Origin of the sequence: Coriobacterium glomerans PW2 (genome assembly GCF_000195315.1) — a bacterium.
Classification (GTDB): domain Bacteria; phylum Actinomycetota; class Coriobacteriia; order Coriobacteriales; family Coriobacteriaceae; genus Coriobacterium; species Coriobacterium glomerans.
Map to the genome: position 1 here is coordinate 625,254 of NC_015389.1, position 20,978 is coordinate 646,231.

Annotated in this window: 16 protein-coding genes; 14 read left to right on the forward strand and 2 right to left on the reverse strand. The window is 52.0% G+C overall.

Features of this window, described 5'->3' with window-relative positions:
- Positions 1-313 precede the first annotated feature (313 nt).
- Together CORGL_RS02730 and CORGL_RS02735 are read left to right on the forward strand one after the other, a co-directional pair.
- Positions 314-1,729 (forward strand): PTS galactitol transporter subunit IIC, encoded by a 1,416-nt coding sequence (locus CORGL_RS02730; protein WP_013708393.1) that lies wholly within the window; start codon positions 314-316, stop codon positions 1,727-1,729.
- Between the two features lie 67 nt (positions 1,730-1,796).
- A complete protein-coding gene (locus CORGL_RS02735; protein ID WP_013708394.1) occupies positions 1,797-2,459 on the forward strand; it encodes a class II aldolase/adducin family protein in 663 nt (220 codons plus the stop codon).
- A gap of 71 nt (positions 2,460-2,530) precedes the next feature.
- On the opposite strand, the gene CORGL_RS02740 is transcribed toward CORGL_RS02735, so the two are convergent.
- Complete coding sequence (locus tag CORGL_RS02740; RefSeq protein WP_083809973.1) at positions 2,531-3,628, reverse strand: LacI family DNA-binding transcriptional regulator; 1,098 nt, start codon at positions 3,626-3,628, stop codon at positions 2,531-2,533.
- A 109-nt stretch (positions 3,629-3,737) separates the two neighbouring features.
- A complete protein-coding gene (locus CORGL_RS02745) occupies positions 3,738-4,745 on the reverse strand; it encodes a LacI family DNA-binding transcriptional regulator (protein ID WP_013708396.1) in 1,008 nt (335 codons plus the stop codon).
- Positions 4,746-5,049: 304 nt separating this feature from the next.
- On the opposite strand from CORGL_RS02745, the gene CORGL_RS02750 reads away from it, so the two are divergent.
- From CORGL_RS02750 to CORGL_RS02805, 12 genes are all read left to right on the forward strand, one after another.
- Positions 5,050-6,420, forward strand: a complete 1,371-nt coding sequence (locus CORGL_RS02750; RefSeq protein WP_013708397.1) for an oxidoreductase — start codon at positions 5,050-5,052, stop codon at positions 6,418-6,420.
- Positions 6,421-6,480: 60 nt separating this feature from the next.
- On the forward strand, positions 6,481-7,263 hold the full coding sequence (locus tag CORGL_RS02755; protein WP_013708398.1) for a 3-ketoacyl-ACP reductase: 783 nt from the start codon (positions 6,481-6,483) through the stop codon (positions 7,261-7,263).
- 9 nt (positions 7,264-7,272) lie between these two features.
- Positions 7,273-9,270 (forward strand): FAD-dependent oxidoreductase, encoded by a 1,998-nt coding sequence (locus tag CORGL_RS02760; protein ID WP_013708399.1) that lies wholly within the window; start codon positions 7,273-7,275, stop codon positions 9,268-9,270.
- On the forward strand, positions 9,267-9,995 hold the full coding sequence (locus CORGL_RS02765) for a YczE/YyaS/YitT family protein (RefSeq protein WP_013708400.1): 729 nt from the start codon (positions 9,267-9,269) through the stop codon (positions 9,993-9,995). Before CORGL_RS02760 ends, CORGL_RS02765 begins: the two co-directional genes overlap by 4 nt.
- A 727-nt stretch (positions 9,996-10,722) precedes the next feature.
- Positions 10,723-11,430 carry an RraA family protein gene (locus CORGL_RS02770; protein WP_013708401.1) on the forward strand — a complete coding sequence of 236 codons (708 nt, stop codon included), beginning with the start codon at positions 10,723-10,725 and terminating at the stop codon, positions 11,428-11,430.
- 2 nt (positions 11,431-11,432) lie between these two features.
- On the forward strand, positions 11,433-12,692 hold the full coding sequence (locus tag CORGL_RS02775; RefSeq protein WP_013708402.1) for a dicarboxylate/amino acid:cation symporter: 1,260 nt from the start codon (positions 11,433-11,435) through the stop codon (positions 12,690-12,692).
- Between the two features lie 58 nt (positions 12,693-12,750).
- Positions 12,751-13,938 (forward strand): pyridoxal phosphate-dependent aminotransferase, encoded by a 1,188-nt coding sequence (locus CORGL_RS02780; protein ID WP_013708403.1) that lies wholly within the window; start codon positions 12,751-12,753, stop codon positions 13,936-13,938.
- A gap of 135 nt (positions 13,939-14,073) precedes the next feature.
- Positions 14,074-14,943: a MurR/RpiR family transcriptional regulator gene (locus tag CORGL_RS02785; protein WP_013708404.1), complete on the forward strand. Its 870-nt coding sequence runs from the start codon at positions 14,074-14,076 to the stop codon at positions 14,941-14,943.
- Positions 14,944-15,507: 564 nt separating this feature from the next.
- Entirely contained in the window at positions 15,508-15,810 is a 303-nt protein-coding gene (locus CORGL_RS02790; protein ID WP_013708405.1) for an MFS transporter, read from the forward strand.
- An 18-nt stretch (positions 15,811-15,828) separates the two neighbouring features.
- On the forward strand, positions 15,829-18,111 hold the full coding sequence (locus tag CORGL_RS02795; RefSeq protein ID WP_013708406.1) for a family 78 glycoside hydrolase catalytic domain: 2,283 nt from the start codon (positions 15,829-15,831) through the stop codon (positions 18,109-18,111).
- Positions 18,112-18,279: 168 nt separating this feature from the next.
- Positions 18,280-19,149, forward strand: coding sequence for a MurR/RpiR family transcriptional regulator (locus tag CORGL_RS02800; RefSeq protein WP_013708407.1), 870 nt, complete (start codon positions 18,280-18,282; stop codon positions 19,147-19,149).
- Positions 19,150-19,410: 261 nt separating this feature from the next.
- Entirely contained in the window at positions 19,411-20,886 is a 1,476-nt protein-coding gene (locus CORGL_RS02805; RefSeq protein ID WP_013708408.1) for a rhamnulokinase, read from the forward strand.
- Positions 20,887-20,978 lie beyond the last annotated feature (92 nt).

Consider the following 20,978-nt stretch of genomic DNA (forward strand, 5'->3'; position numbering starts at 1 on the left):
TCCGGCAACATGGTGACCTCACTACTTGCTCTTGGGCTCGCGCTCATCATCAACCGACACGGTCAAGGGCAATTGTTTTCCGATTACGAACGCCGTCTTCAGGATCGTCGAGCAAAACTTGGACTTCCTCAAGAAGGATTGAGATTCACAACTATTCAGGCCTGCAGGGCGGTATTCATCGCACGTCGAGACAAGATGCGAAAACGTCAAGCGAGATCGCGAATAGAATAGCTCATCACCGTTGGAGTTCGACCGAGACCTGACAAGCCAGCGCGATCAAATCTTGGCCGCGCGTGTAAAGAGAGGTTGATCGATGGATGTTCTTTTAAACTTCGTGAACTATATCTTGGCCTTCGGGGCCGCAGTGTTTGTTCCCCTGATAATGCTGGCGGTAGGATTGCTCGTCCGCATGAAACCAAGTGATGCATTTATCGCGGCTCTGACGCTCGGTGTTGCGTTCACGGGTATGAACGTGCTGATCAATTTTATGACAACAGCCGTGACACCGGCAGCACAAGGACTTGCAGAGAAAACCGGCGTGGTACTCAATACAGTTGATGTTGGTTGGCCGGCGATGTCGGCTATCGCATGGGCATGGCCGCTTGGCGTCCTGTGTTTCCCACTGATGATTGGCATTAACATCATCATGCTTTCGGCAAAGCTTACCAACACGCTTAATGTTGATCTTTGGAACACTTGGACAAAACTGTTCACGGCGGTGCTGACGTATTACCTTGCGAAGGGTGCCGGATTTACTGATGGTGCATCAATTGGGGTTGGTTTCGCTGCGGCCGCCATCCAAGTTGTGATCGAGCTGAAGCTTGGGGACATGTGGGCTCCCACAGTCGAAAAGATCACCGGTATTCCAAATGTGACTGTTCCTCATTGCATGACATTTACAGCGATCGTGCTGCTTCCCATCGAGCTGCTGCTTGAGAAAATACCTGCGCTTGAGAACAGCTCGCTTGATGCCAAATGGCTGCGCAGCAAGATCGGCATCTTTGGGGAAAACGCCGTCATGGGTTTGATCATCGGGTTCGTGCTCGGCATCGTAGCATATGCTGATCTGCAAAAGGCGCTCACGCTTGCTGTGCAGGCAGCGACCGCAATGCAACTTTTCCCGATGGTTTCAAAGTTGTTCTCGCAGGCTCTGTCGCCGATATCGGAATATGTCGGTGAGTTTATGAGAAAGCGATTCCGGGGTCGAGATCTCTACATAGGTTTGGATTGGCCGATCACGGCGGGCTCGAACGAGTTGTGGGTCACCACAGTGCTGCTCATACCGTTCGAACTCGTATGGGCTATCGCACTTGTTCCAGTTGGCAACACGGTATTGCCCTTTGCGTCAATTCTCAACTTGAGTGTTGGCGTAAGCGTCTTGTTCCTCGCTGGCGGAAATCTGGTAAAGATGCTCATCATGGGAGTTGTTGCAACACCGATCTACCTTATGGTCTCGACGTCGTTTGCTCCCTATGCGACACAGCTCGCCCGACAGTTCTCACCCTCAGCTCTCGCAGGCATCGGAGATAGCGCGACGATAGCATATGCGACTATGGAAGCGCCGGTTTTCAGATGGGCGGCTGCGAACGGATTCTCTGGCAATATCATAGCGGGGTTGGTCCTTGTTATGTTTATAGGTTTGTTTTTCCTATTCTGTCGTGTTTTCAAGCATCGCAACAAGAAGATCAATGAGCAGCTGCATGGGTCCGTAGAGGTTGCATCGGCTTGACTGCACGGATGAGATCGAATGACATCGAATAAGTTCTTGAAAATGAAATCATTTCAAGGGAGAGAAAATGATTGGATACGATGAAGTACCGGATTATGAGATAAAGCGTCAGATCGTCGAAGTCGCGAAGATGATGAATCGAAAAGGTTTGGTCGGTACCTACGAGGGAAACATTTCCGTTCGAAAGAAGGGAAAAGTATATGAGACTCCCACGATGCAGAGCAAGGAGCTGCTGACAGAAGGAAAGATCATTTGCGTTGACATGAATGGAGAACAGTTGGAAGGGGAGCTCAAGCCTACTTCGGAGACTCCGATGCATACGAAGTGCTATACACTTCGCAACGACATACATGCAGTTGTTCATTGTCATGCCCCGCACTGTACAGCGTTTGCGCAGGCGGGTCAGGATTATGTGGATATGGCGTCTCCTGAGTTTCAAATTCTGTTCGGTCGCGTGCCGTGTCTTGGGTATGGGACGCCTGGATCTCCGGACATCATTGATGAGTTGCCGAATTATATCGCGGAATTTGATGTCGTGTTTCTGGCCCAGCATGGTGTGCTTGCAGTGGGGGAGACGCCTCTTGAAGCGTACTCGAAAATCATGTCTGTCGAGATGCTGCTCCAGACATACTTCACCCGCAAAATGCTGTTCCCGGAATCGATGTGCGATCTTCCGGCATGTGAAATCGAGGCTCTTATGAAGATTCGCGAGTCAAATCGTAAAGGGTAATGGTTTTCGTGACCAAGTGGGCTGCTTCAATGACAGCGTCGGCAGTCCGCATCGCGACTGCTTCGCGTAAATCAAATATCGTTTGCGCGGGGGGCGGAAGTCACGGACATGGATGATTCGCGTCGAATAAGTTTCACGGGAAGAACGATTCGCTTGCCAGATCCAGAAAGAATGGCGCGCTCCATCAAAGCGATGAGCAAATCGGTCGCCTCGCGTGCGATGCCCTCGATATCTTGTCTGATGCTCGTCAAAGACGGACGCATGGCAGAAGCGATGGCAGAGTCGTCGAATCCGACGACTCGCACATCTTGGGGCACCCTGAGTCCTCGATCAACGAGGGCGGAGATTGCTCCCAGGGCGCGCCAATCATTCGTCGCAAAGACGCCATCCACTTGGCACCCGGAATCCAGCAGCTTGCCCATGCCGGCTTGCGATGCTTCGGCACTCGGCATCCTGTCATCGATTTCAACGAGAAGATTGTCGCAGTTCATATCTCGCTCAAGAAGAGCCTGTCGAAACCCCTCATATCTCAGGAGGTTGGTGGATAGTTTTCGGGAACGAGAGATGAAAGCAATATGTCTGCAGCCTGCATCGGCTAACTCTGTGGCGGCAAGGTAGCCACCTTCGAAATGGTCCGATTCCACGCTGTAGTAGGTTTTCAATCCTTCTGGCCTGCGATCAATGCAAACTAGAGCGACATCTCGTGTAAGCACGTCAATCGGAAACGATGAAAGTCCGGCAACGCAGATGATCCCGTCGACATATTTCGCATCAAGAGTCGAAAAATACGTCTCCTCTTTCGACTCGTCTCGAGCTGAATTGCATATAAACGTCGAATAGCCCTTTTCGAACAAAAATCCCTCTAGAGCCGAGACCACAGCTGAGAGCCAGCCATCAGATATGTCCGGAACGATCACACCGACCGTTTTCGATTTTGACATCCTGAGACTTTTGGCAGCGGTATTTGTGATGTATCCTACCTCTTTTATTGCTTCTTTGACACGTTTGCGGGTTGCACCAGAAATTCTGCCGTTGTTGTTGATGACTCGTGAGACCGTGGAGATCGAGACGCCACTGCGCTCCGCGACCTCGTAGATCGACGGACGCTTCCGGTTGTTATCACCTTGGCTTGGCATGGTCAGCCCATCTGAGAGAAGATCTTTTCGCATGTCATTCTAGCAGATGGAGCATTGAATGCTGCAGGAGTGAGGTGGTAGCTGAAGGGTTTCGCCCATGACTGTGCAGCAGGTTCATAGACGGATACACCCTTGAGATACTTTATCGCGTTGTCTGTCGTTTTACGATTTGGGCAGGAAAAACCCTTGCTTGCAGTATATCAGTCTCCCCATTGAGCACGGCAAGCAGGTTTCTCACTGTTTCGGCGCATTGGAGTTCGAGTTGGTTGTCCACGGACGTCAGCTCGGGTTCGCAGCTCGATGCGAGTGGCGTGTTGTTGAAACCGTAGATCTCAAGATCTTCGGGAATGGATTTGCCAGTATGCGCCGCAAACTTTATCGCGGCGATCGCAAGATCATCTTCGCTTGCAACGACCGCGTCAAAGTTCAAGCCATTTTGCACTCGTTCGACTAGCATTTGCTCCGTGTACGCAATCTCATTTCTCGTGACGATCTGAAGAGTCGGATCAATCGGTTTTTTTGCATCCCGTAGAGCCTGCTCATACCCTTTGAGACGACGAAGAACTACAAATCGTGGAGCATCTGAAAGAAACAGGATCCTCTTTCTTCCCGAACGGATCAGCGAGGCCGTGATCTCGCGAACTATATCAAAATCAGTGCTGAAAGTACAATAGACGTTATCCCCTGGGATACGGCCATTGATAACAAAGACCGGAACGCAACGTGCTGCATCTGCGACATAATCTGGTTCGTTATCGGAAGAGATCGCGTCCTCGTATTTTGAGCTGATGAGGATTAGCGCATCGATGCGCTTAGCCAGCAGACGTTGAATGCTCGTACGCTTATAATCGCCATCAAGGTCGGAGCAGACGAGAATGCAATCGTACCCATTGCTTTGCAGTGCCCGCTCAAGATAGGATACCGCGTGCGCCATGAAAGGGTGCGCGATATCTGCGCAGACGAGTCCGACAGTCTTCATCGAATCGGTTCCCAAGCCTCGGGCGAACGCATTCGGCAGATACCCGGATTCAGCTATGATAGATAAAACGCGCTGTCTCGTTTCATCGCGCACCTTCGAAGAGCCGTTGACAACACGGGATACCGTGGCAATGGAGACACCCGCTCGTTGTGCGATATCGTATATGGTCATGATATCCTTTGCAGGCGCATGGCAATCGCCTTGGATCTGATTGAAAAAGCAAAATCAAGCGTATCGCATTTTCTGTATCAGCGAAAGGCCGTATTCGCTCCTAGCGTCGTCGAAGGACGCGATATCAAATAATGAGTTAGTCATTTGTAACCGCTTACATTTTATTAGCTACCATTTATCGATCAAAAGATATAATTGTTATTTTAGAGTCAGTAAATAAATATACTATATGTAAGCGCTTACACGTTATAAGAACGATAGAAGCAATGAATGGTCCACTCTACAATGAAACAGAGGGAATACCATGGAAAAGCAAAATTTTCAAAGGTTCCACTATCGGAGCCTAGAAGAACTCAGGCGCGAGATAAATGAAGAAAAGCTTGATATTGAGTTGAGCGAGGATCTCGATCCTCTTCACCGCAGCGTCAAGGTCGGACAAAAAAAAGCGGAAAACTCCATGGCGATTCTTCCGATGGAGGGGTGTGACTGCACCGGTGACGGCACTCCAAGCGAGCTGACCTGTCGTCGATATATGCGCTATGCCAGTGGTGGGTCGGGGCTTTTGTGGTGGGAGGCCGATGCAGTCGTCGAGGAAGGTCGCGCGAACCCTCGCGCGATGATGCTGACTGGGAAGAACGTTCGCAGCTTCGCGGATCTCGTCCAGCAGACTCAACGAGCTGCTCGCGCTTCAAACGGTGCCGCACCGCTGAACATCTTACAACTGACCCATTCAGGTAGGTATAGCGCGCCCCGAGGCGCGCCTGAGCCGCTAGTTGCATATCATGACCCATATCTCGAACAATCAGAGGTGACACGGAACAACGCCATCGTGGTTACCGATGGATATCTCGATATGCTCACGGAGCAATTTGTCAAGTCGGCCCATTTGGCGAGAAATGCTGGGTTTGACGGTGTTGATATAAAAGCGGTACACAAATATCTCGTAAGTGAGCTACTTGGCGGTTACACGCGGCCAGGCCGTTACGGAGGCTCTTTGCTGGAGAGACGGTCGCGTTTCCTGCTCCAGACCGTCAAAGCTGTGCGAGCGGCAATGGGCGACGACTTCATCGTTGCAGTCCGGCTCAATGCGTTCGATGTGCATCCCTATCCGTACGGATTTGGAGTCGATCATGATGACTATATGGTCTGGGACGCTTCTGAACCAAAACGGCTCGTCCGAGTCTTGATCGAAGCGGGCGCGGATCTGCTGGGACTGTCTTCCTCCAACCCTTATTATCGATTCTCTCAATGGGGTAGGCCCTCTAATATCGCACCTGCTGGGTCTCCCGCGTCGAAGGATTCTCAGCTCAAAATTATCGAGGGCATATTTCGCTATACCCGAGAACTGCAATCCGTTGCAGGTGAAGTTCCTATTGTTGGCAACGGGTATTCGTGGTTGCGACAATTTCTTCCCAATGCCGGGGCCGCCAATCTTGCTGCTGGCGGCTGCGGTTTCGTGGGACAGGGGCGTTCAGCGTTCGCATATCCCGATGCCGCCCACGATATATTTACCTTCGGATCTATGGATCCGGCCAAATGCTGCGTAGCATGCTCAAAATGTACACAGATCATGCGCGACCACGGAACAACTGGGTGTGTCGTGAGGGATTCAGAAGTCTATCTGCCTGTATATCAAAATGGTCGTAGACGAACGACTCAACAGAAGAGGCTCTAAAGAGCTGTGCAGACCGAACAACTTGAAGTAGGTGTGATCAATTCAGGAGAAGGAGTCATCTTGGCACGAGAAGATAACAAGACCGCCGTCGTCACTGGAAGCACTCGCGGCATCGGCTGCGCGATCGCCAGACAGCTTTCTGACGATGGCTTCGCTGTCGTTATAGTCGGGACTCACGACGAGGGCTACTACAAAGGAGAGATGGAGTGGGCTGAAGAGCCGCAACGAGACGTGTTCTTCGTTCGAGCCGATGTGTCCATCCCACGGGACAGATCTCATTTGTTGCAAGAGACACTCAAGCGGTTCGGCCGAATAGATTGCCTGGTGAACAATGCGGGCGTGGCCCCGAAATATCGAGCGGATATCTTAGACGTGAGCGAACAGAGCTGGGACAGGGTCCTCGATATCAATCTCAAGGGCAATATGTTCACCACCCAAGAGTTTGCCATCGAGATGATTCAAGAGCGTAAAGCAGGTATCATCGAGCGGGGTGTCATCGTGAACATCTCATCGTGTTCGGCGGTTGTTTCGTCTATATCACGCGGTGAGTACTGCGTCTCCAAAGCGGGAATCGCAATGCTCACGAAGCTGTACGCTGACCGTCTGGCTCCAGAGGGCATCAATGTATATGAGATTCGCCCGGGTGTTATCAAGACCGATATGACCGCTGCCGTCCAAGACAAGTACGACAAACTCATACATGACGGCGTCTTTCCAATCTCAAGATGGGGCGTGCCTGAGGACGTCGCGCTCGCCGTCTCCTCCTTCGCACGCGGTGCATTTCCGTATACGACTGGGAGCTATTTGGATGTCGACGGCGGCTTTCATATTCAACGCCTTTAGGAGCAGATTGTGCTAGATGAGAACCTGAGAGTTTCGGTTATCACAGGAGTCGGACAAAAGATTTCAGCTAAAGTTGAAATCTGCCACCGTGCAGTTGCAGTGGTGGGATCTGGGGCCGCAGCATTGAACGCTGCGGATTGGTTATGCGATCTGGGGCAGCGAAATTGCGTGCTAGTGACCGAGGGTATGGACATGGGCACTTCTCGCAACGCTGGATCGGACAAGCAGACATATTATAAGCTTTCTATCGGGCCTGGAAACCCCGATTCAACAGCGGATATGGCGCGCGCGCTCTTCGAGGGCGGGGGAGTAGACGGAAGGGTCGCGCTTGCGGAGGCGGCTAATTCAGTCAGGTGCTTCATGAAGCTCGTGAACCTAGGGGTCGACTTTCCGACTGACGCCTACGGCCAATTCATAGGTTATAAGACCGACCATGATCCCTGTCAACGCGGCACAAGCGCTGGCCCGCTGACGTCGAGATACATGACTGAGGCTCTAGAACGTTCAGTCAGGATGAAGAACATCGAGATCCGCGACAAGCTTATGGCGTTCCACATTCTCACCTCATCTGATGGTATCCGCGGAGTGATCTGTCTCGATCTGCTTTCAGCAGCTGAAGGACGATTGAAGCTGGTGATCTTCGTCTGCTCGAACTTGATCTGGTGCACGGGAAGTCCGGCGAGCATATACGAAGTCGTGGCATATCCCGAAAGTCAGACTGGTATGAGCGGTGCAGCACTTCAGGCAGGAGCTGAGGCGGCGAATCTCCAAGATTGGCAATATGGACTTGCATCTGTTGGTTTTCGCTGGAATATTTCAGGCACCTATCAGCAGGCTCTACCACGCTATGTCGCGATAGATTCGCAGGGAAACGAACGAGAGTTTCTCTCGGATTACGGTTTAACTCCGATCGAGGCTGTGGACATGACCTTCTACAAGGGCTATCAATGGCCGTTCGACGTCGGGAAATGCGATGGGTCGTCGAGGATCGATCTAGCGGTCTATGAGGAGACGATGGTCAAGGGAAACCGCGTCTTTCTGGATTTTCGCAGAAATCCTCTTGGCATTAAGAACGGTTTCAGCGAGCTTTCAGGTGAGGCTTTTGAATACCTGAAGAGATCCGGTGTGCTGTTCGGCAATCCTTTCAATCGTTTGACGAAGATGAATCCGCTTGCTGTCAAGTTGTTTTGGGATCACGGAATCGATCTTGAACATGAGATGGTTGAAATCGCGATGTGTGCGCAGCATTGCAACGGTGGGATTCGAGTGGATGACAACTGGCAGTCAAGCATACGGGGGCTCTATGTCGCCGGAGAGGCTGCAGGCACATTTGGCGCTTACCGCCCAGGGGGGAGCGCACTCAACTCGACGCAAGTCGGCTCCATGAGAGCGGCTCAGCACATCGTGATTACAAGCGAAGCACATTTCGGGTCTTTCACTGTTGAGAACTCCGCCATTCTAAAAGAGGCTGAGAGTTGTTTAAGAAAGCTGGCATTGCATATAACTGGCTCCGATACGTGCCGTCCCATCGTCAGTGAATTGCAAAAGACGATGAGCACCTTTGCAGCCCAAGTTCGCGATATGGACGCGATCGAGCGTTTTCGCGAGAAGCTTTCAGGTATCAGAGTGGCGGTTGAGCGCGGAGAGTTGCTGGGGGTCCGATGTGTGGAAGATCTTCCACATCTGGTGAAGGCGCGCGATGCAATCATCTCTCAGGCAGCTGTCATCAGTGCCATCGACGCCTCTGCAAAAACGTTCGGTTCTAGAGGTTCGGCATTTGTCAAAAGATCTGGTGGGAATATCGAGCTGAATTCAATGGGCGCGCAAACGCGCGTCTCTTCAAATCTCAGGATTATCACAAAGAAAAGTATTCAAGATGACTTTGCAACTTGGACAGAACCGGTTAGCGAGATTCCAAATCCTGACTCTTGGTTTGAGACAGCTTGGGCAGAGCATCGAGAGAAGCGCGGGTCTTTGGCCTCAATCGGCAAAGGAGTATCACTATGAACAGATCAAACGCTTGGAAACGCTGGACTGTATACATCGCTGGCATTTTCATACTTGCCCTCGGAGTTTTTCTTAACGTTAAAAGTGCATTAGGCATCTCCACAACAAACTCCGTTCCGAACATCGTCTCAGTTGCAGGCCTGAGATATGGTGCCCCCTGGTTGACGCTCGGAACAGCTTGTACCATCGTTTACTGTATAGATATGCTGTTTCAATGCATCGTCTACCGGCGGATCCGTATGAAGGTCATTCTGCAGCTGCCGTTCTCGTTTATCTTCGGCCATATCGTTGATATGTATGGATCTCTTCTGGCTTTGCTCCTCAATGGGGCGGAGCTTGCACTTGAGGTTAGAGTTGTTCTGTTTGCGGCATCCGTGCTGCTAATTTCGATTGGGTGCACCATGGTCGTCAACATGGATCTTGTTCCGAACCCTCCGGATGGTGGAGTTCAGGCTCTCGCACATCTAACAAAGCTTCCTTTTGGAAGAGCCAAATGGCTATGGGACGGGATTCTGCTTTTCGTTACTGCCGGTATCAGTTTTCTCATTGGCGTTCCGGTGCTAGCCCCTAACAACATTTACATCGGAACGATAATCGCCTTCTTTGCCATCGGTAACATCATCCATTTTGTGAACAATCATTTTGGGGCTTGGTTCCGAGATATCTTTGACCGAAACGATTCCGTGACGTGTGTCCCAACTGATAAAGAGGCAGTTGCGAACTAGACACTGTGATTGGATTATTCGCACGATGGCACAATTGAAGACGGCTTTGCCGTGCAGCTGCTGTGCGCAGTAATTGCTAGGAGTCCAACTAACAGATTTCGGAAAATGGGATCGTTTGCAGTATTTGAGATACTGTTGCCAAAGGCATTTCTCACTAGATCCCCAAATGATGTTGTCTTACGTTTGAGGTCGCTCCGATATTCATAAGGCTGAATGTGTTTTCGAATCAGAAATCACCAGCAAGACAAACATGAGGAGAACTCTCCGCAATTCGATTCTCGATGACGTTTATCGTGTAAGGAGATCTCTGGTAGAAAGTATCTGCCGGGCACCGATTGTATAAGCGTGTCTACAGATAAGCTGTGTGTACGTGGCGCTCATCGGCGAGTATCTTTACTTGTAAAATACAAGTAAAGATACTCGTGATGAAAGACAAGGGAAACGCTGCTACTTGCCGATATTCACGATAGCGGAGTTTCACTGCGTCAGAAAACGTTGGCCTTTGCGAAGAGCCTCTTTGTCCTATGATTCCAAAGAGCCCGATGCGGTCATCTCTTGACGGAGTTGACGAGCTTGTTATTGGAATTCACCGCCGGGTTATCTTGTAGTGCAAAACCGCTCACGCCAATTAAAATACCGGACGGCGGATACTTGCTAATCTGAATGAATAAAATCATTCTTCATTATTATATTAAGAGTAAATAATTCATCTAGAGATGGAGGGACAATGTCTGTTGGAAATCGAGTTTTCAAAAAGATATGTAGACCAAAACCACATTTTCTTGCTGAATTCGCACAGATACCCTGTGCGAACACTGCGGATACGATGTCAAGGTCTTGTGCCGTCAACCCTCGGATCCGTCTTATGTCAAATCCAAGTATCTCAATCGTCGCAGGGCCCGCTCTTACAGTCAAAACGCGGGCGGGGGACAATCTTATGATTCACGCAGCTCTCGAAATGATTGAACCCGGGGATATTCTCGTTGTTGGCAACGAGGGTGATGCGTCTCGTGCGCTCATGGGTGAGATTATGTTTACCTATGCACGATATATGGATGTTGGCGCCATAGTTCTCGACGGGCCGATACGGGATGTCGGGGCAGTACGGAAAATGGATTTTCCGATCTATGCGACGGGATCGACTCCGGGTGGGCCATATAAGGAAGGTCCGGGCGAAGTCAACGTGCCGATTTCGTGCGGTAACCTTGCAATAAACCCTGGTGATATCATGGTTTGTGATCCGGATGGCGTGATCGCCATTCCTTTCGCAGATGCGAAAAATGTGCTTGCAAATGCCCGGGAGCTTTCTGCACTTGACCATAGCAAAGTAGAAGCAGCAGCAAAAGGTACCGCGAAGAGACAGTGGGTAGGCGAGACCCTCAACTCAAAGAATGTGGAAATAATTGACGCCCGATATGACGAGCAGCGTGATTAGTCATGCTAAAAGCCATATTCAACAAGAAACGTTTGGCGATATATACGACCGCCACGCTGTTTCTTGGCATCATCTATGGAACGGTCGCTCCGAGTGTCGCCACATCGTCGAAGGTCCTTGGAGACATCTTCATGAATCTGATCACAATGATTGTCGTGCCGATGATCTTGTTCAGTATTGTTAGCGGAATTGCATCGATGAAAGATACCGAAAAGCTCGCAAAAGTCGGCGGTAGGGTTATCCTCATCTACATTATCGCTGTTTTTATTTGCTGCTTGATCGCCGCCGGTATCACATATGCGATCAATCCCGGGATCGGCCTTAATTTTACTCCATCGGAATCCTATGACGCTTCCTCAGTTGGCGAAGTGTCCATGTTGGGTTTTTTCACCGGTATCGTGCCTTCAAATATTGTAAGCGCTATGTCAAACGGAAATTTCATGCAAGTAATTTTCTTTTCAGTTATGTTTGGGCTTGCTCTTATTACTATCGGAAAGAATGGCGAGCATCTCGTTCGTATCATGGAACAAGGTGCGCAGACGACGTATAAAATGTTAGACATCATCATGTGGTATGCGCCTATTGGTGTGTTTTGTTTAATTGGCTGGACGACTGCTGTATATGGCGGAAAGCTATTTGGCGGTTTGCCTTTGTATATTCTTACGGACCTGACCTGTTGCGTGGTTGGATTTATTGTTCTTTTGCTTATTGTTCGTTTTTACACAGGGCTTCGCATCTCGAAAATTCTGAGTAATCTCCTCCCGGTGTTTGTTAACACTGTGTCGACGAATTCAAGCGCAGCAACGATCCCTATTACAATGACCGTCGTTACCGATAAGTTCAAGGTCCCGAATTCACTTGCAAGTTTTTCCATTTCTCTTGGTCCAACAATCTGCAAAGCCGGAGCCGGACTCTATAAAGTCGTCCTTGCGATTTTCGTCTCTCAAATGTATGGAATTCAGCTTTCTGTGACTCAAATTGCCATGGTGGTATGCGTTTCGACATTCATGTCAATCGCCACACCGGGAATTCCTGGCGGAGGCGTTGCAACTGGCACGGTGATTCTCGGTCTCGTTGGACTCCCCGTTGACATCATGGGTGCTATTGCAGGTCTATACCGCTTAATCGACATGGGACACACGACTTTGAATGTTGCAGGAGGTGTTTTTGGGACGTTGATTGCGGCAAAACAGGAAGGGATTTGGTCTGCAAATATGACACAAAAAGAATCGCAAACTATTTGTACTCAACAATCAGGCTAATTTACGACAGTACATTAATTCTGAAAATGCGAAATATACACAACAAGAGAGGAAAGATATGTTAGCAAAGAGGATGAACGACATTGGTGGATCGCCGACGTCGGCTTTGATCGCTAAGGTTGCGGAGCTGAGAGGAGCTGGTGAAAACATCATTTCTCTCAATGTGGGCGAGCCAGATTTTGGGACACCCGCGGTTGCAAAAATTGCTGGAATAAAAGCGATTTGCGATAATTTTACCAAATACACCCCCAGTCCAGGTATTCTTGAGCTTCGTAGGGAGATCTCAAAGAAGCTTGAACGCGATAACAAAGTCATATACGGCATGGAAGAAATTTGCGCTACAGTTGGTGCAAAGCAAGCGATCTATAACTCACTCATGGCCCTTGTTGACGAGGGAGACGAGGTCCTGATACCAATTCCTTGTTGGGTGAGTTACACGGATATGGTGAGGCTTGCCGGTGGAACCCCGGTTTTTGTATCTGTTTGCGAAGATTACGCGCTTGATCTCGATGCGATAGAGGCTGCTATCACACGAAATACAAAAGCCATAATTATTTGTACGCCGAACAATCCGAGCGGTGCTGTGTACTCGCGCGACAGCCTAGAGCGCTTGGCTGATCTGGCATGCAAGCATGATTTCTATGTAATTGCAGACGAGATATACGAGAAGCTCATTTACGACAAAGACTGTGAACATGTAAGTATTGCATCGCTTGGTGATAGTATTCGTGATCGAACAGTTACCGTGAATGGTATGTCGAAGGCTTTTGCGATGACGGGTTGGCGCATAGGCTATGCTGCTTCAACTCGGACGATTATCAAGGCGATGAAGGCAATACAGAGCCAAACGACTTCTGCTACAAATGCCATAGCTCAGAAAGCCGCGATAGATGCGCTCAGATACGGTGACCAAGATGTTCACCTCATGGTATGCGAATTCAAGCGACGTCGGGACTACGTGGTGAAGCGTATCGAAGAGCTTGAAGGCTTTACCTGCCGTTTGCCGCAGGGTGCTTTTTACGCACTTGTTGACGTTTCAAATGTAATCGGAAAACAAACGGCCAATAAGACGATTCAGAATTCATTTGATCTCGCTTCCTATCTTCTTGATGAAGCCAAGGTCGCTTTGGTGCCAGGAGAAAGTTTCAATATCAAAGAAAAGGTTCGCATCTCCTACTCAAATTCCATCGAGAACATCGACAAGGCGTTTAATCGAATCGAGATCGCAATTTCAAAACTGAGATAGGCATCTCCGACGAAGTGTTTGGCGCATCATTTAGGACGGATAAGGAGTGGACTTCAACTTGCATATGATGACTCACTTTGGTTTTATGTACACTACAAGTGCATAGCTATCCAAAAAAGCGTTGGGAGTCGTCATATGAGTGCTTCAGTTCTTGAAGACATGAAAGAAAAAATAAAGGCCCTGTCGCTCACTAAGACCGAATCAGCTATTGCAGACTATGTACTGGACAATTTCGACTCGCTCGCTTTTCTCACGGTTTCAGATCTTGCTGCACATACAAATACTAGCGATGCCTCGATCATCAGATTTATTCGACGGTTGGGCTTTGCAGGCTATATGGAGTACCGTCAGAAGTTACAGGATGATTTCATGGATCGTCAAGCGCAGGGCCTTATGCCAAGTCAAAAACTACACAGCGAGAAACAGGGTTTAGATTCAGATGATCTTGCAGATGCTCTCGTGCAAAAAACGACTGAGAACCTATTCAAAACTTTTAATGATACGGCACTGGATCAGGTGGCTTTTACTGATGTCTGTTCTTTGCTCGCGAATTCAACACGCATTTTTGTGGCGGGATTTCGCGGCTCGCATTGTTGTTCTATGTATGCGGCGCATAGATTGGGCATGATGCGCGAACGGGTAACCCTGCTGAGCAATGCTGGTGCGACCGCTATCGAGCAGCTTGTCGATTGCAAACGTGGGGATCTGCTATTAATCTTCAGCTTCGCGAGATATTCTCGGATCTGTCGAGTTCTGCTTGAAATTGCAAGCGGTGCAGGCGTGCATACTGTTCTTGTAACTGATAAGCTCAGCTGTCCATTTGCGAACTTCGCCAAAAATATATTTACAGCAGAGGTTGTTAGCTTGGGATTCGCGAACTCCTATATCGCTCCATTATGTCTGGCAGAAGCATTGCTGCTCGGGGCTGAACGTGAGATAGGAGCTCATGCGATGCCAAGACTAGAGGTGATTGATGGGTATTTAGAAGATGCTGATTTATATTGACCTTGTTACTGAATCAAGCAGTTAAACGGCGTGGTTTTTGAATCGGTATCGATAACCGTGAAAGAGCACAGATGTATGGATCCCTTCTGAATGTTTAAGGAGAGCTGACGAGATCTCCAAGTTTCGATGATTCTGCAGGTATTCGAATCGATTTTTAATCATATTAAGGAAACCGACAATATGGTCATACCTATTCGCCTGCTTGGGAATGAGAGGATGAACGAGAAAGGACTCGTACCAGAGTGTTGTTTTGCTGAGAGCTCGGTCCAGAGACATGATTAATTAAAATAACTCTTGGATATGTCTGCGCTGGTTTTCAACTGGTCCGAAAAGGAATTACGCCCGTGGTGCCAAAATGGTTTCTGGTCCTGAATCGGGTTTACCCACTGACTTGCATCCGAAAACCGCTTGCCAAATAGAATCTACCGCCCGTAGGAATGCTGATGGGTTTGAGTTTCCATGATAATGACATTGCGTAAAAATGAATAACAGGCGCCCAATATGATCGCTGCGATGTCGAATAACTTCTGGACTTCGTACAACAAAACGAGAGAAGGGGTATTCATGGCAGAGCTCCCCGACGTCTATGTGGGCAAAAAGCTGCGACGTCCGAATCCTTGGTGGGTTGGAGTCGTATCCGGAATGGCATCCTATATCGACTCATGTGCCATTATCACATCAGGTACCGCAGTAACAATCTATCAGCAGGTCTTTGGCTTCACGAACGAGCAGTTCGGTCTGCTGTCGGCCTCCCTTACCTTCGCCATCGTCATCGGCGCTCTTCTTGGAGGCCGTCTGAGCGATCAGTTTGGCCGGAAACGCGTGTTCGCGATAGCAGATGTCCGGCAGAGATTCAGAGCGTGGTAACAGAAAGAGGGAGCAGACATGACGGATCACCACATGAACGCAAAATACGAAGATGAAGGATTTCCGATTGAAGCTGCAATGATCGGTGCCGATGCCGATGACAGGCAAGCAGTCGTTTTGAGCACGGTTCAAAAGCTTACCCAAGCTGTCGATCGAGTTGCATCCGCGACTTTTCGCGCGACAGCGCACGGCCTGTACGAAGCAAGGATCAACGGAGAACCCGTCGACGATTCGGTGATGAACCCGGGCTGGACATCGTTTGAGTGGCGTTTACGGGTGCAATCGTTTGATGTAACCAAGATAGTGAAACTTTGCACAGGTGAGATCTCGATCGAGGTGTTGCTCGGCAATGGCTGGTACCGAGGTAAAATTGGATTCAATGGTCAACGTTGTGATTACGGCTCAGCAATAGGATTTCTCGGTGCACTTGAGGTCTCGTATCAAGACGGGTCAATTCAGCAGATTCTCACGTCCACCGAGTGGTGTGCGAGGTCCTCCGCAATCACCTTCAACACCCTCTATGATGGTGAGACCATCGATGCTCGGCTGTGGGATACACCATCATCGCTGGATGTCCACAGGATCGAATTTGATCGGAACACGCTGGTGCCGCAGATCGGCCCGGCTATAACGCGACATGAGGTTGTCCATCCTGTGCGGATCTGGACTTCGCCTGCGGGCAAGACGCTGGTCGATTTCGGTCAGAATCTCGTAGGCTGGCTGCGCTTCAGTCTGACAGGACCTGCGGGAACCGAGATCGTCATCCGGCATGCCGAGGTCATCGAAGATGGTGAACTCGGCACGCGACCGCTGCGCCGGGCAAAGGCGACCGATCGCTTCATCCTCTCGGGTGGGCGTGATTTCTTTGAGCCAACGCTCACGTTTCACGGTTTCCGCTACGCCGAGGTATCCGGATGGCCCGGCGAGCTGAGGCTCGACGATCTCGAGGCGGTCGTGGTGCATTCCGATATTTCGCGCACCGGCTGGTTCGAGTGCTCCGATCCCATGGTCAATCAGCTCGTGAGCAACTCTGTCTGGAGCCAGAAAGGTAATTTTCTCGATATCCCGACCGACTGTCCCCAGCGTGATGAACGGGAGGGCTGGACCGGAGACATCGCCGCATTCAGCCCGACTGCTGCATTCCAGTTCGACGTCTCTTCTTTTCTCAACAAATGGCTGATGGATCTCGCGGAGGAGACGAGGCACAGCGACGGAGTCCGAGTTCCCATAGTCGTTCCCGATATCATAAAAATGAATCCGCCCGAAGAATTCAGAACGCTCCTCAGCGATCCAACCGCTATCTGGGGTGACGCCTCTATCTGGGTGCCCGAGGCCCTCTGGAACGCTTATGGAGATATCGATGCGCTGCAAGCGAGCTATCCGTCGATGGTCTTGCATCTCGAATCGATCGAGCGCAAGCTCAGCTCCGATGGTCTGTGGAACACCGGCTTCCAGTTCGGCGACTGGCTCGATCCCACAGCACCACCGGATGACCCGGCCGCCGCGAAGGCGGATAGGTACTTGGTCGCGCAGGCATGTCTGTATCGCAGCGCCTCGTTCGCCGCAAAGGCGGCGCATCTCATCGACAACGAGCGGGATGCGGTCCGCTGGCGCGCGCTCGCCGATCGGACGCGCGCGGCTTTCAACAAGGCGTACGTGAGAGATGGCCTGCTGACATCGGATGCGACGACCTCCTATGCGCTTGCCATCCACTTCGGACTGCTCGACGAGAAGCATATCTCCGTAGCCGGAGAGCGGCTCGCTCAGCTGGTTCGGGAGGCGCGGTACAGAGTCAGCACCGGCTTCGCGGGGACGCCCTACATCACATGGGCGCTCACCGATACCGGCCATGTGGACGACGCCTACCGGCTGCTGCTCGAGAGGAGCTGCCCGTCGTGGATGTATCCCATCACCATGGGAGCGACCACGATCTGGGAGCGCTGGGACTCGATGCTGCCGAACGGGAAGATCAATCCCGGTGAGATGACCTCGTTCAATCATTACGCGCTGGGATCGGTCTGCGACTGGATTTACCAGGTGGTCGGTGGCATCAGACCCGCTGCGCCCGGATACGCCTCGGTGCGCATCGAGCCCGTGCCCGGCGGTGGGATCACATGGGCGAAGACCGCATTCGATTCGGTGCACGGCAGGATCGAGGTCGAATGGCATATCAAAGAAGGTGATTTCTCTATGCTGCTCAACCTGCCCGAGGATGTCGACGCCAAGGTGGTGCTGCCCGACGCTCGCAGCTACGAGGTCGTCGGCGGATCGCATCGCTTCGGTTGCGCGCTTTTGCGCTGAGAGGAGGATGTGCCCGCTCCCGAAGCGGAACGGCTCCATTCGGGCCGCTTCTCGTCGCGATGAGGCGGCCCGTTTATATTCGCTGGAAGACCGTTGGTGCGCTATGCTGGTTGGAAACAGCAGACCAGCAGCACCGGGGTGCCGCTTTGAGATGGAAGGCACGCGCACATGTATCAGGAAGCGACCGTATCCAGCAAGATCCTGTTGTCTCATGATCGCTTCTCAGATTCCGAGCGGCGCATCGCCGATTTCATCCTATCCGACGACGAGCAGGTCTCCTCACTCATGGCCAGCGAGATCGCTCAGAAGTGCAACACCTCGAACACCACGGTTTCGCGGTTCGTGCATACCTTGGGTTATGAAAGCTTCGCTCAACTGCGACTCGCGCTCTCGCGTGAGGAGGTGTCTCGCCAGGCACCCCGTGAGGGAGCAGGGCGCATTTCGTTGGAGGACGTGGCTACGTCGATGCGCTGCATCCTCGAGGAGAAGGTCCTCGAGATCCAGGACACGGTGGCGAATCTCGATCCCAAAGAGGTCGAGGCAGCAGCTCGACTCATCCAAGCCTCCGGTACCGTGCTGCTCGTCGGGGTGGGCACCTCGCTTTCCGTCGCCCAGATGGCGGCTGTGAAGCTGACCCATGTGGGCGTGCGGGCCGTTTCACCTCCCTCCTCCGACGCCGCCACCGTGCTGACCCAGCTGCTCTCAGATGCTGATTGCATCGTGTTCGTCTCGAACTCGGGCGAATCGCGGCGCTTGAACACCATCATGGATGAGGCGATCGACTCCGCTATACCTACGGTCGTCATCACCGGAGACGATAAGGCGTCCCTGGCGCAGCGCGCCGATCACGTGCTCGCGGTGACCTCGCGCGATCGGATGCTCGCCGGCGATTTCTCATTTTCATACATGTCGATCAACTTGGTGCTCGAGATGCTCGTGCTGCTGCTCTTTCATGATTCAGTTGATGCAGAGGAATATCTGCGCATGTTCAACAAGTCCTTCGCGCTCGATAAGCAACCCGAGGAGGGGCGCAACTGATCAAGCAGGGAGTAAACCGTTCACAGGCGCCTCGCGGCCGCTCGCGGATTTTGGCAAGATCGTCAGCATGCTTCGCGCGGGATAGCACCATAGCTCCCCAACTGGCATGGTTCTCTGTTGGATAGAAAACTGATATTGATAAATATAGGTTTTTATAAAAATGGTTTTCATAACTTGGTATGATCGGGTGCGAACGCGCGCTGCGGTATCGCTGCGGCGAAGCGCTCGATCGAGGCAACGCGCTCGGATGGAGGACGATCCATGACAGATTGCAGCGACACAAAGCGGTACGCCGCCGTGGACATCGGTGCGTCAACAGGTCGCGTGCTCGTCGGCTGGCTCGAGGACGGGCGCATGCGCCTTGAGGAGGCCCACCGGTTCGACAACAGCCAGATCCGCGTCGGCGGCCATAACTGCTGGGATATGCACGGGCTGTTCGAGAACATGATCGAGGGATTGCGCAAGGCGGGCGAGCTGCCCGGCGGCCCGCCGGGCAGCATCGGGATCGACACCTGGGGTGTGGACTTCGTGCTTCTGGATCGCGACCGCAAGATGATAGGCGAGGCGGTGTCCTACCGCGATGCCCGATGCAACGGGATGTGCGAGGTCGTCGAGGGCCTCATCGCCCCCGAGGACCTCTTTGCGAGGACCGGCATCCAGCGACAGCTGTTCAATACCGTGTACCAGCTGATGGCTCTCAAGAAAGAGCATCCCGAGCAGCTTGCGGCCGCGCGTCACCTCCTCATGATCCCGGATTACCTGAACTTCCTTCTCACCGGTCGGATGCGCACGGAGTACACGAATGCGACGACGACGGGTCTGCTCAACGCGCGCTCACGTGATTGGGATCGCGATCTGCTCGATCTCGTGGGTCTCCCGCCATGCGTGTTCGAGCGCCCCGTCATGCCCGGTGTCGAGGTCGGCGAGTTCACGGATGAGGTCGCCGCGCGAATAGGATATTCGGCTCGCGTTGTGCTGCCCGCGACCCATGATACCGGTTCGGCATTTCTCGCCGTCCCCGCCCGCGACAGACACGGGGTCTTCATCTCATCTGGCACGTGGAGCCTGCTTGGGGTGGAGCGCAGCGAGCCCGTCACCTCCTCGGCGGCGCTGCGGGAGAACTTCACGAACGAGGGGGGCTATGGCTTGAGGTATCGGTTCTTGAAAAACATCATGGGTCTGTGGATGATCCAGTCCGTGCGAAGAGAGGTGAACGGAACGAGCTATGTGCGGGGGAGCGCGGCGGCGTCGGCGAGATTCGATCACGCGGTCGACTTCGACGAGCTGCGCGCGCTGTGCCGCGACGCTGAGCCCTTCGAGGCGCGCATCGATGTGGATGACGAGAGATTCCTCGCACCGGATTCCATGATCTCCGAGATCGAGGCCGCATGCCGCGAATCCGGCCAACCTGTGCCGCAGACGCTCGGGCAGATCATGCGCACGATATATGCGAGCCTGGCTGCGTGCTACGCTCGGTCCATCGCGAGCCTGAGAGAGATCACCGGGTGCGACTTCAGCTCCATCAACATCGTGGGCGGCGGCTGTCAGGATTCCTACCTGAATCGGATGACCGCAGCCGCAACCGGGCTGCCTGTGTTCGCCGGCCCGATCGAGGCGACGGCGATCGGCAACGTCGCGGCTCAGATGATCGCAGCCGGGCATCTCGATGGCACCGATGAGGTTCGCAGATGCGTGGCTGCCTCGTTTCCCATCGAGCGGATCGATCCTGACACATGAGGCCGAACAATCCGTTCTCGCCCGAGCGCAGCGGATGGGAAAGCCTCGGCTCTAGAACTTCACGTGCAGCAAGATAGGAACCAAGATCATCT

Bases quoted from the DNA above. Each gene is read 5' to 3' on its own strand.
- CORGL_RS02730 (WP_013708393.1), top strand. From the start codon at position 314: ATGGATGTTCTTTTAAACTTCGTGAACTATATCTTGGCCTTCGGGGCC.
- CORGL_RS02735 (WP_013708394.1), top strand. From the start codon at position 1,797: ATGATTGGATACGATGAAGTACCGGATTATGAGATAAAGCGTCAGATC.
- CORGL_RS02740 (WP_083809973.1), bottom strand. From the start codon at position 3,628: ATGCGAAAAGATCTTCTCTCAGATGGGCTGACCATGCCAAGCCAAGGT.
- CORGL_RS02745 (WP_013708396.1), bottom strand. From the start codon at position 4,745: ATGACCATATACGATATCGCACAACGAGCGGGTGTCTCCATTGCCACG.
- CORGL_RS02750 (WP_013708397.1), top strand. From the start codon at position 5,050: ATGGAAAAGCAAAATTTTCAAAGGTTCCACTATCGGAGCCTAGAAGAA.
- CORGL_RS02765 (WP_013708400.1), top strand. From the start codon at position 9,267: ATGAACAGATCAAACGCTTGGAAACGCTGGACTGTATACATCGCTGGC.
- CORGL_RS02770 (WP_013708401.1), top strand. From the start codon at position 10,723: ATGTCTGTTGGAAATCGAGTTTTCAAAAAGATATGTAGACCAAAACCA.
- CORGL_RS02775 (WP_013708402.1), top strand. From the start codon at position 11,433: ATGCTAAAAGCCATATTCAACAAGAAACGTTTGGCGATATATACGACC.
- CORGL_RS02780 (WP_013708403.1), top strand. From the start codon at position 12,751: ATGTTAGCAAAGAGGATGAACGACATTGGTGGATCGCCGACGTCGGCT.
- CORGL_RS02785 (WP_013708404.1), top strand. From the start codon at position 14,074: ATGAGTGCTTCAGTTCTTGAAGACATGAAAGAAAAAATAAAGGCCCTG.
- CORGL_RS02790 (WP_013708405.1), top strand. From the start codon at position 15,508: ATGGCAGAGCTCCCCGACGTCTATGTGGGCAAAAAGCTGCGACGTCCG.
- CORGL_RS02795 (WP_013708406.1), top strand. From the start codon at position 15,829: ATGACGGATCACCACATGAACGCAAAATACGAAGATGAAGGATTTCCG.
- CORGL_RS02800 (WP_013708407.1), top strand. From the start codon at position 18,280: ATGTATCAGGAAGCGACCGTATCCAGCAAGATCCTGTTGTCTCATGAT.
- CORGL_RS02805 (WP_013708408.1), top strand. From the start codon at position 19,411: ATGACAGATTGCAGCGACACAAAGCGGTACGCCGCCGTGGACATCGGT.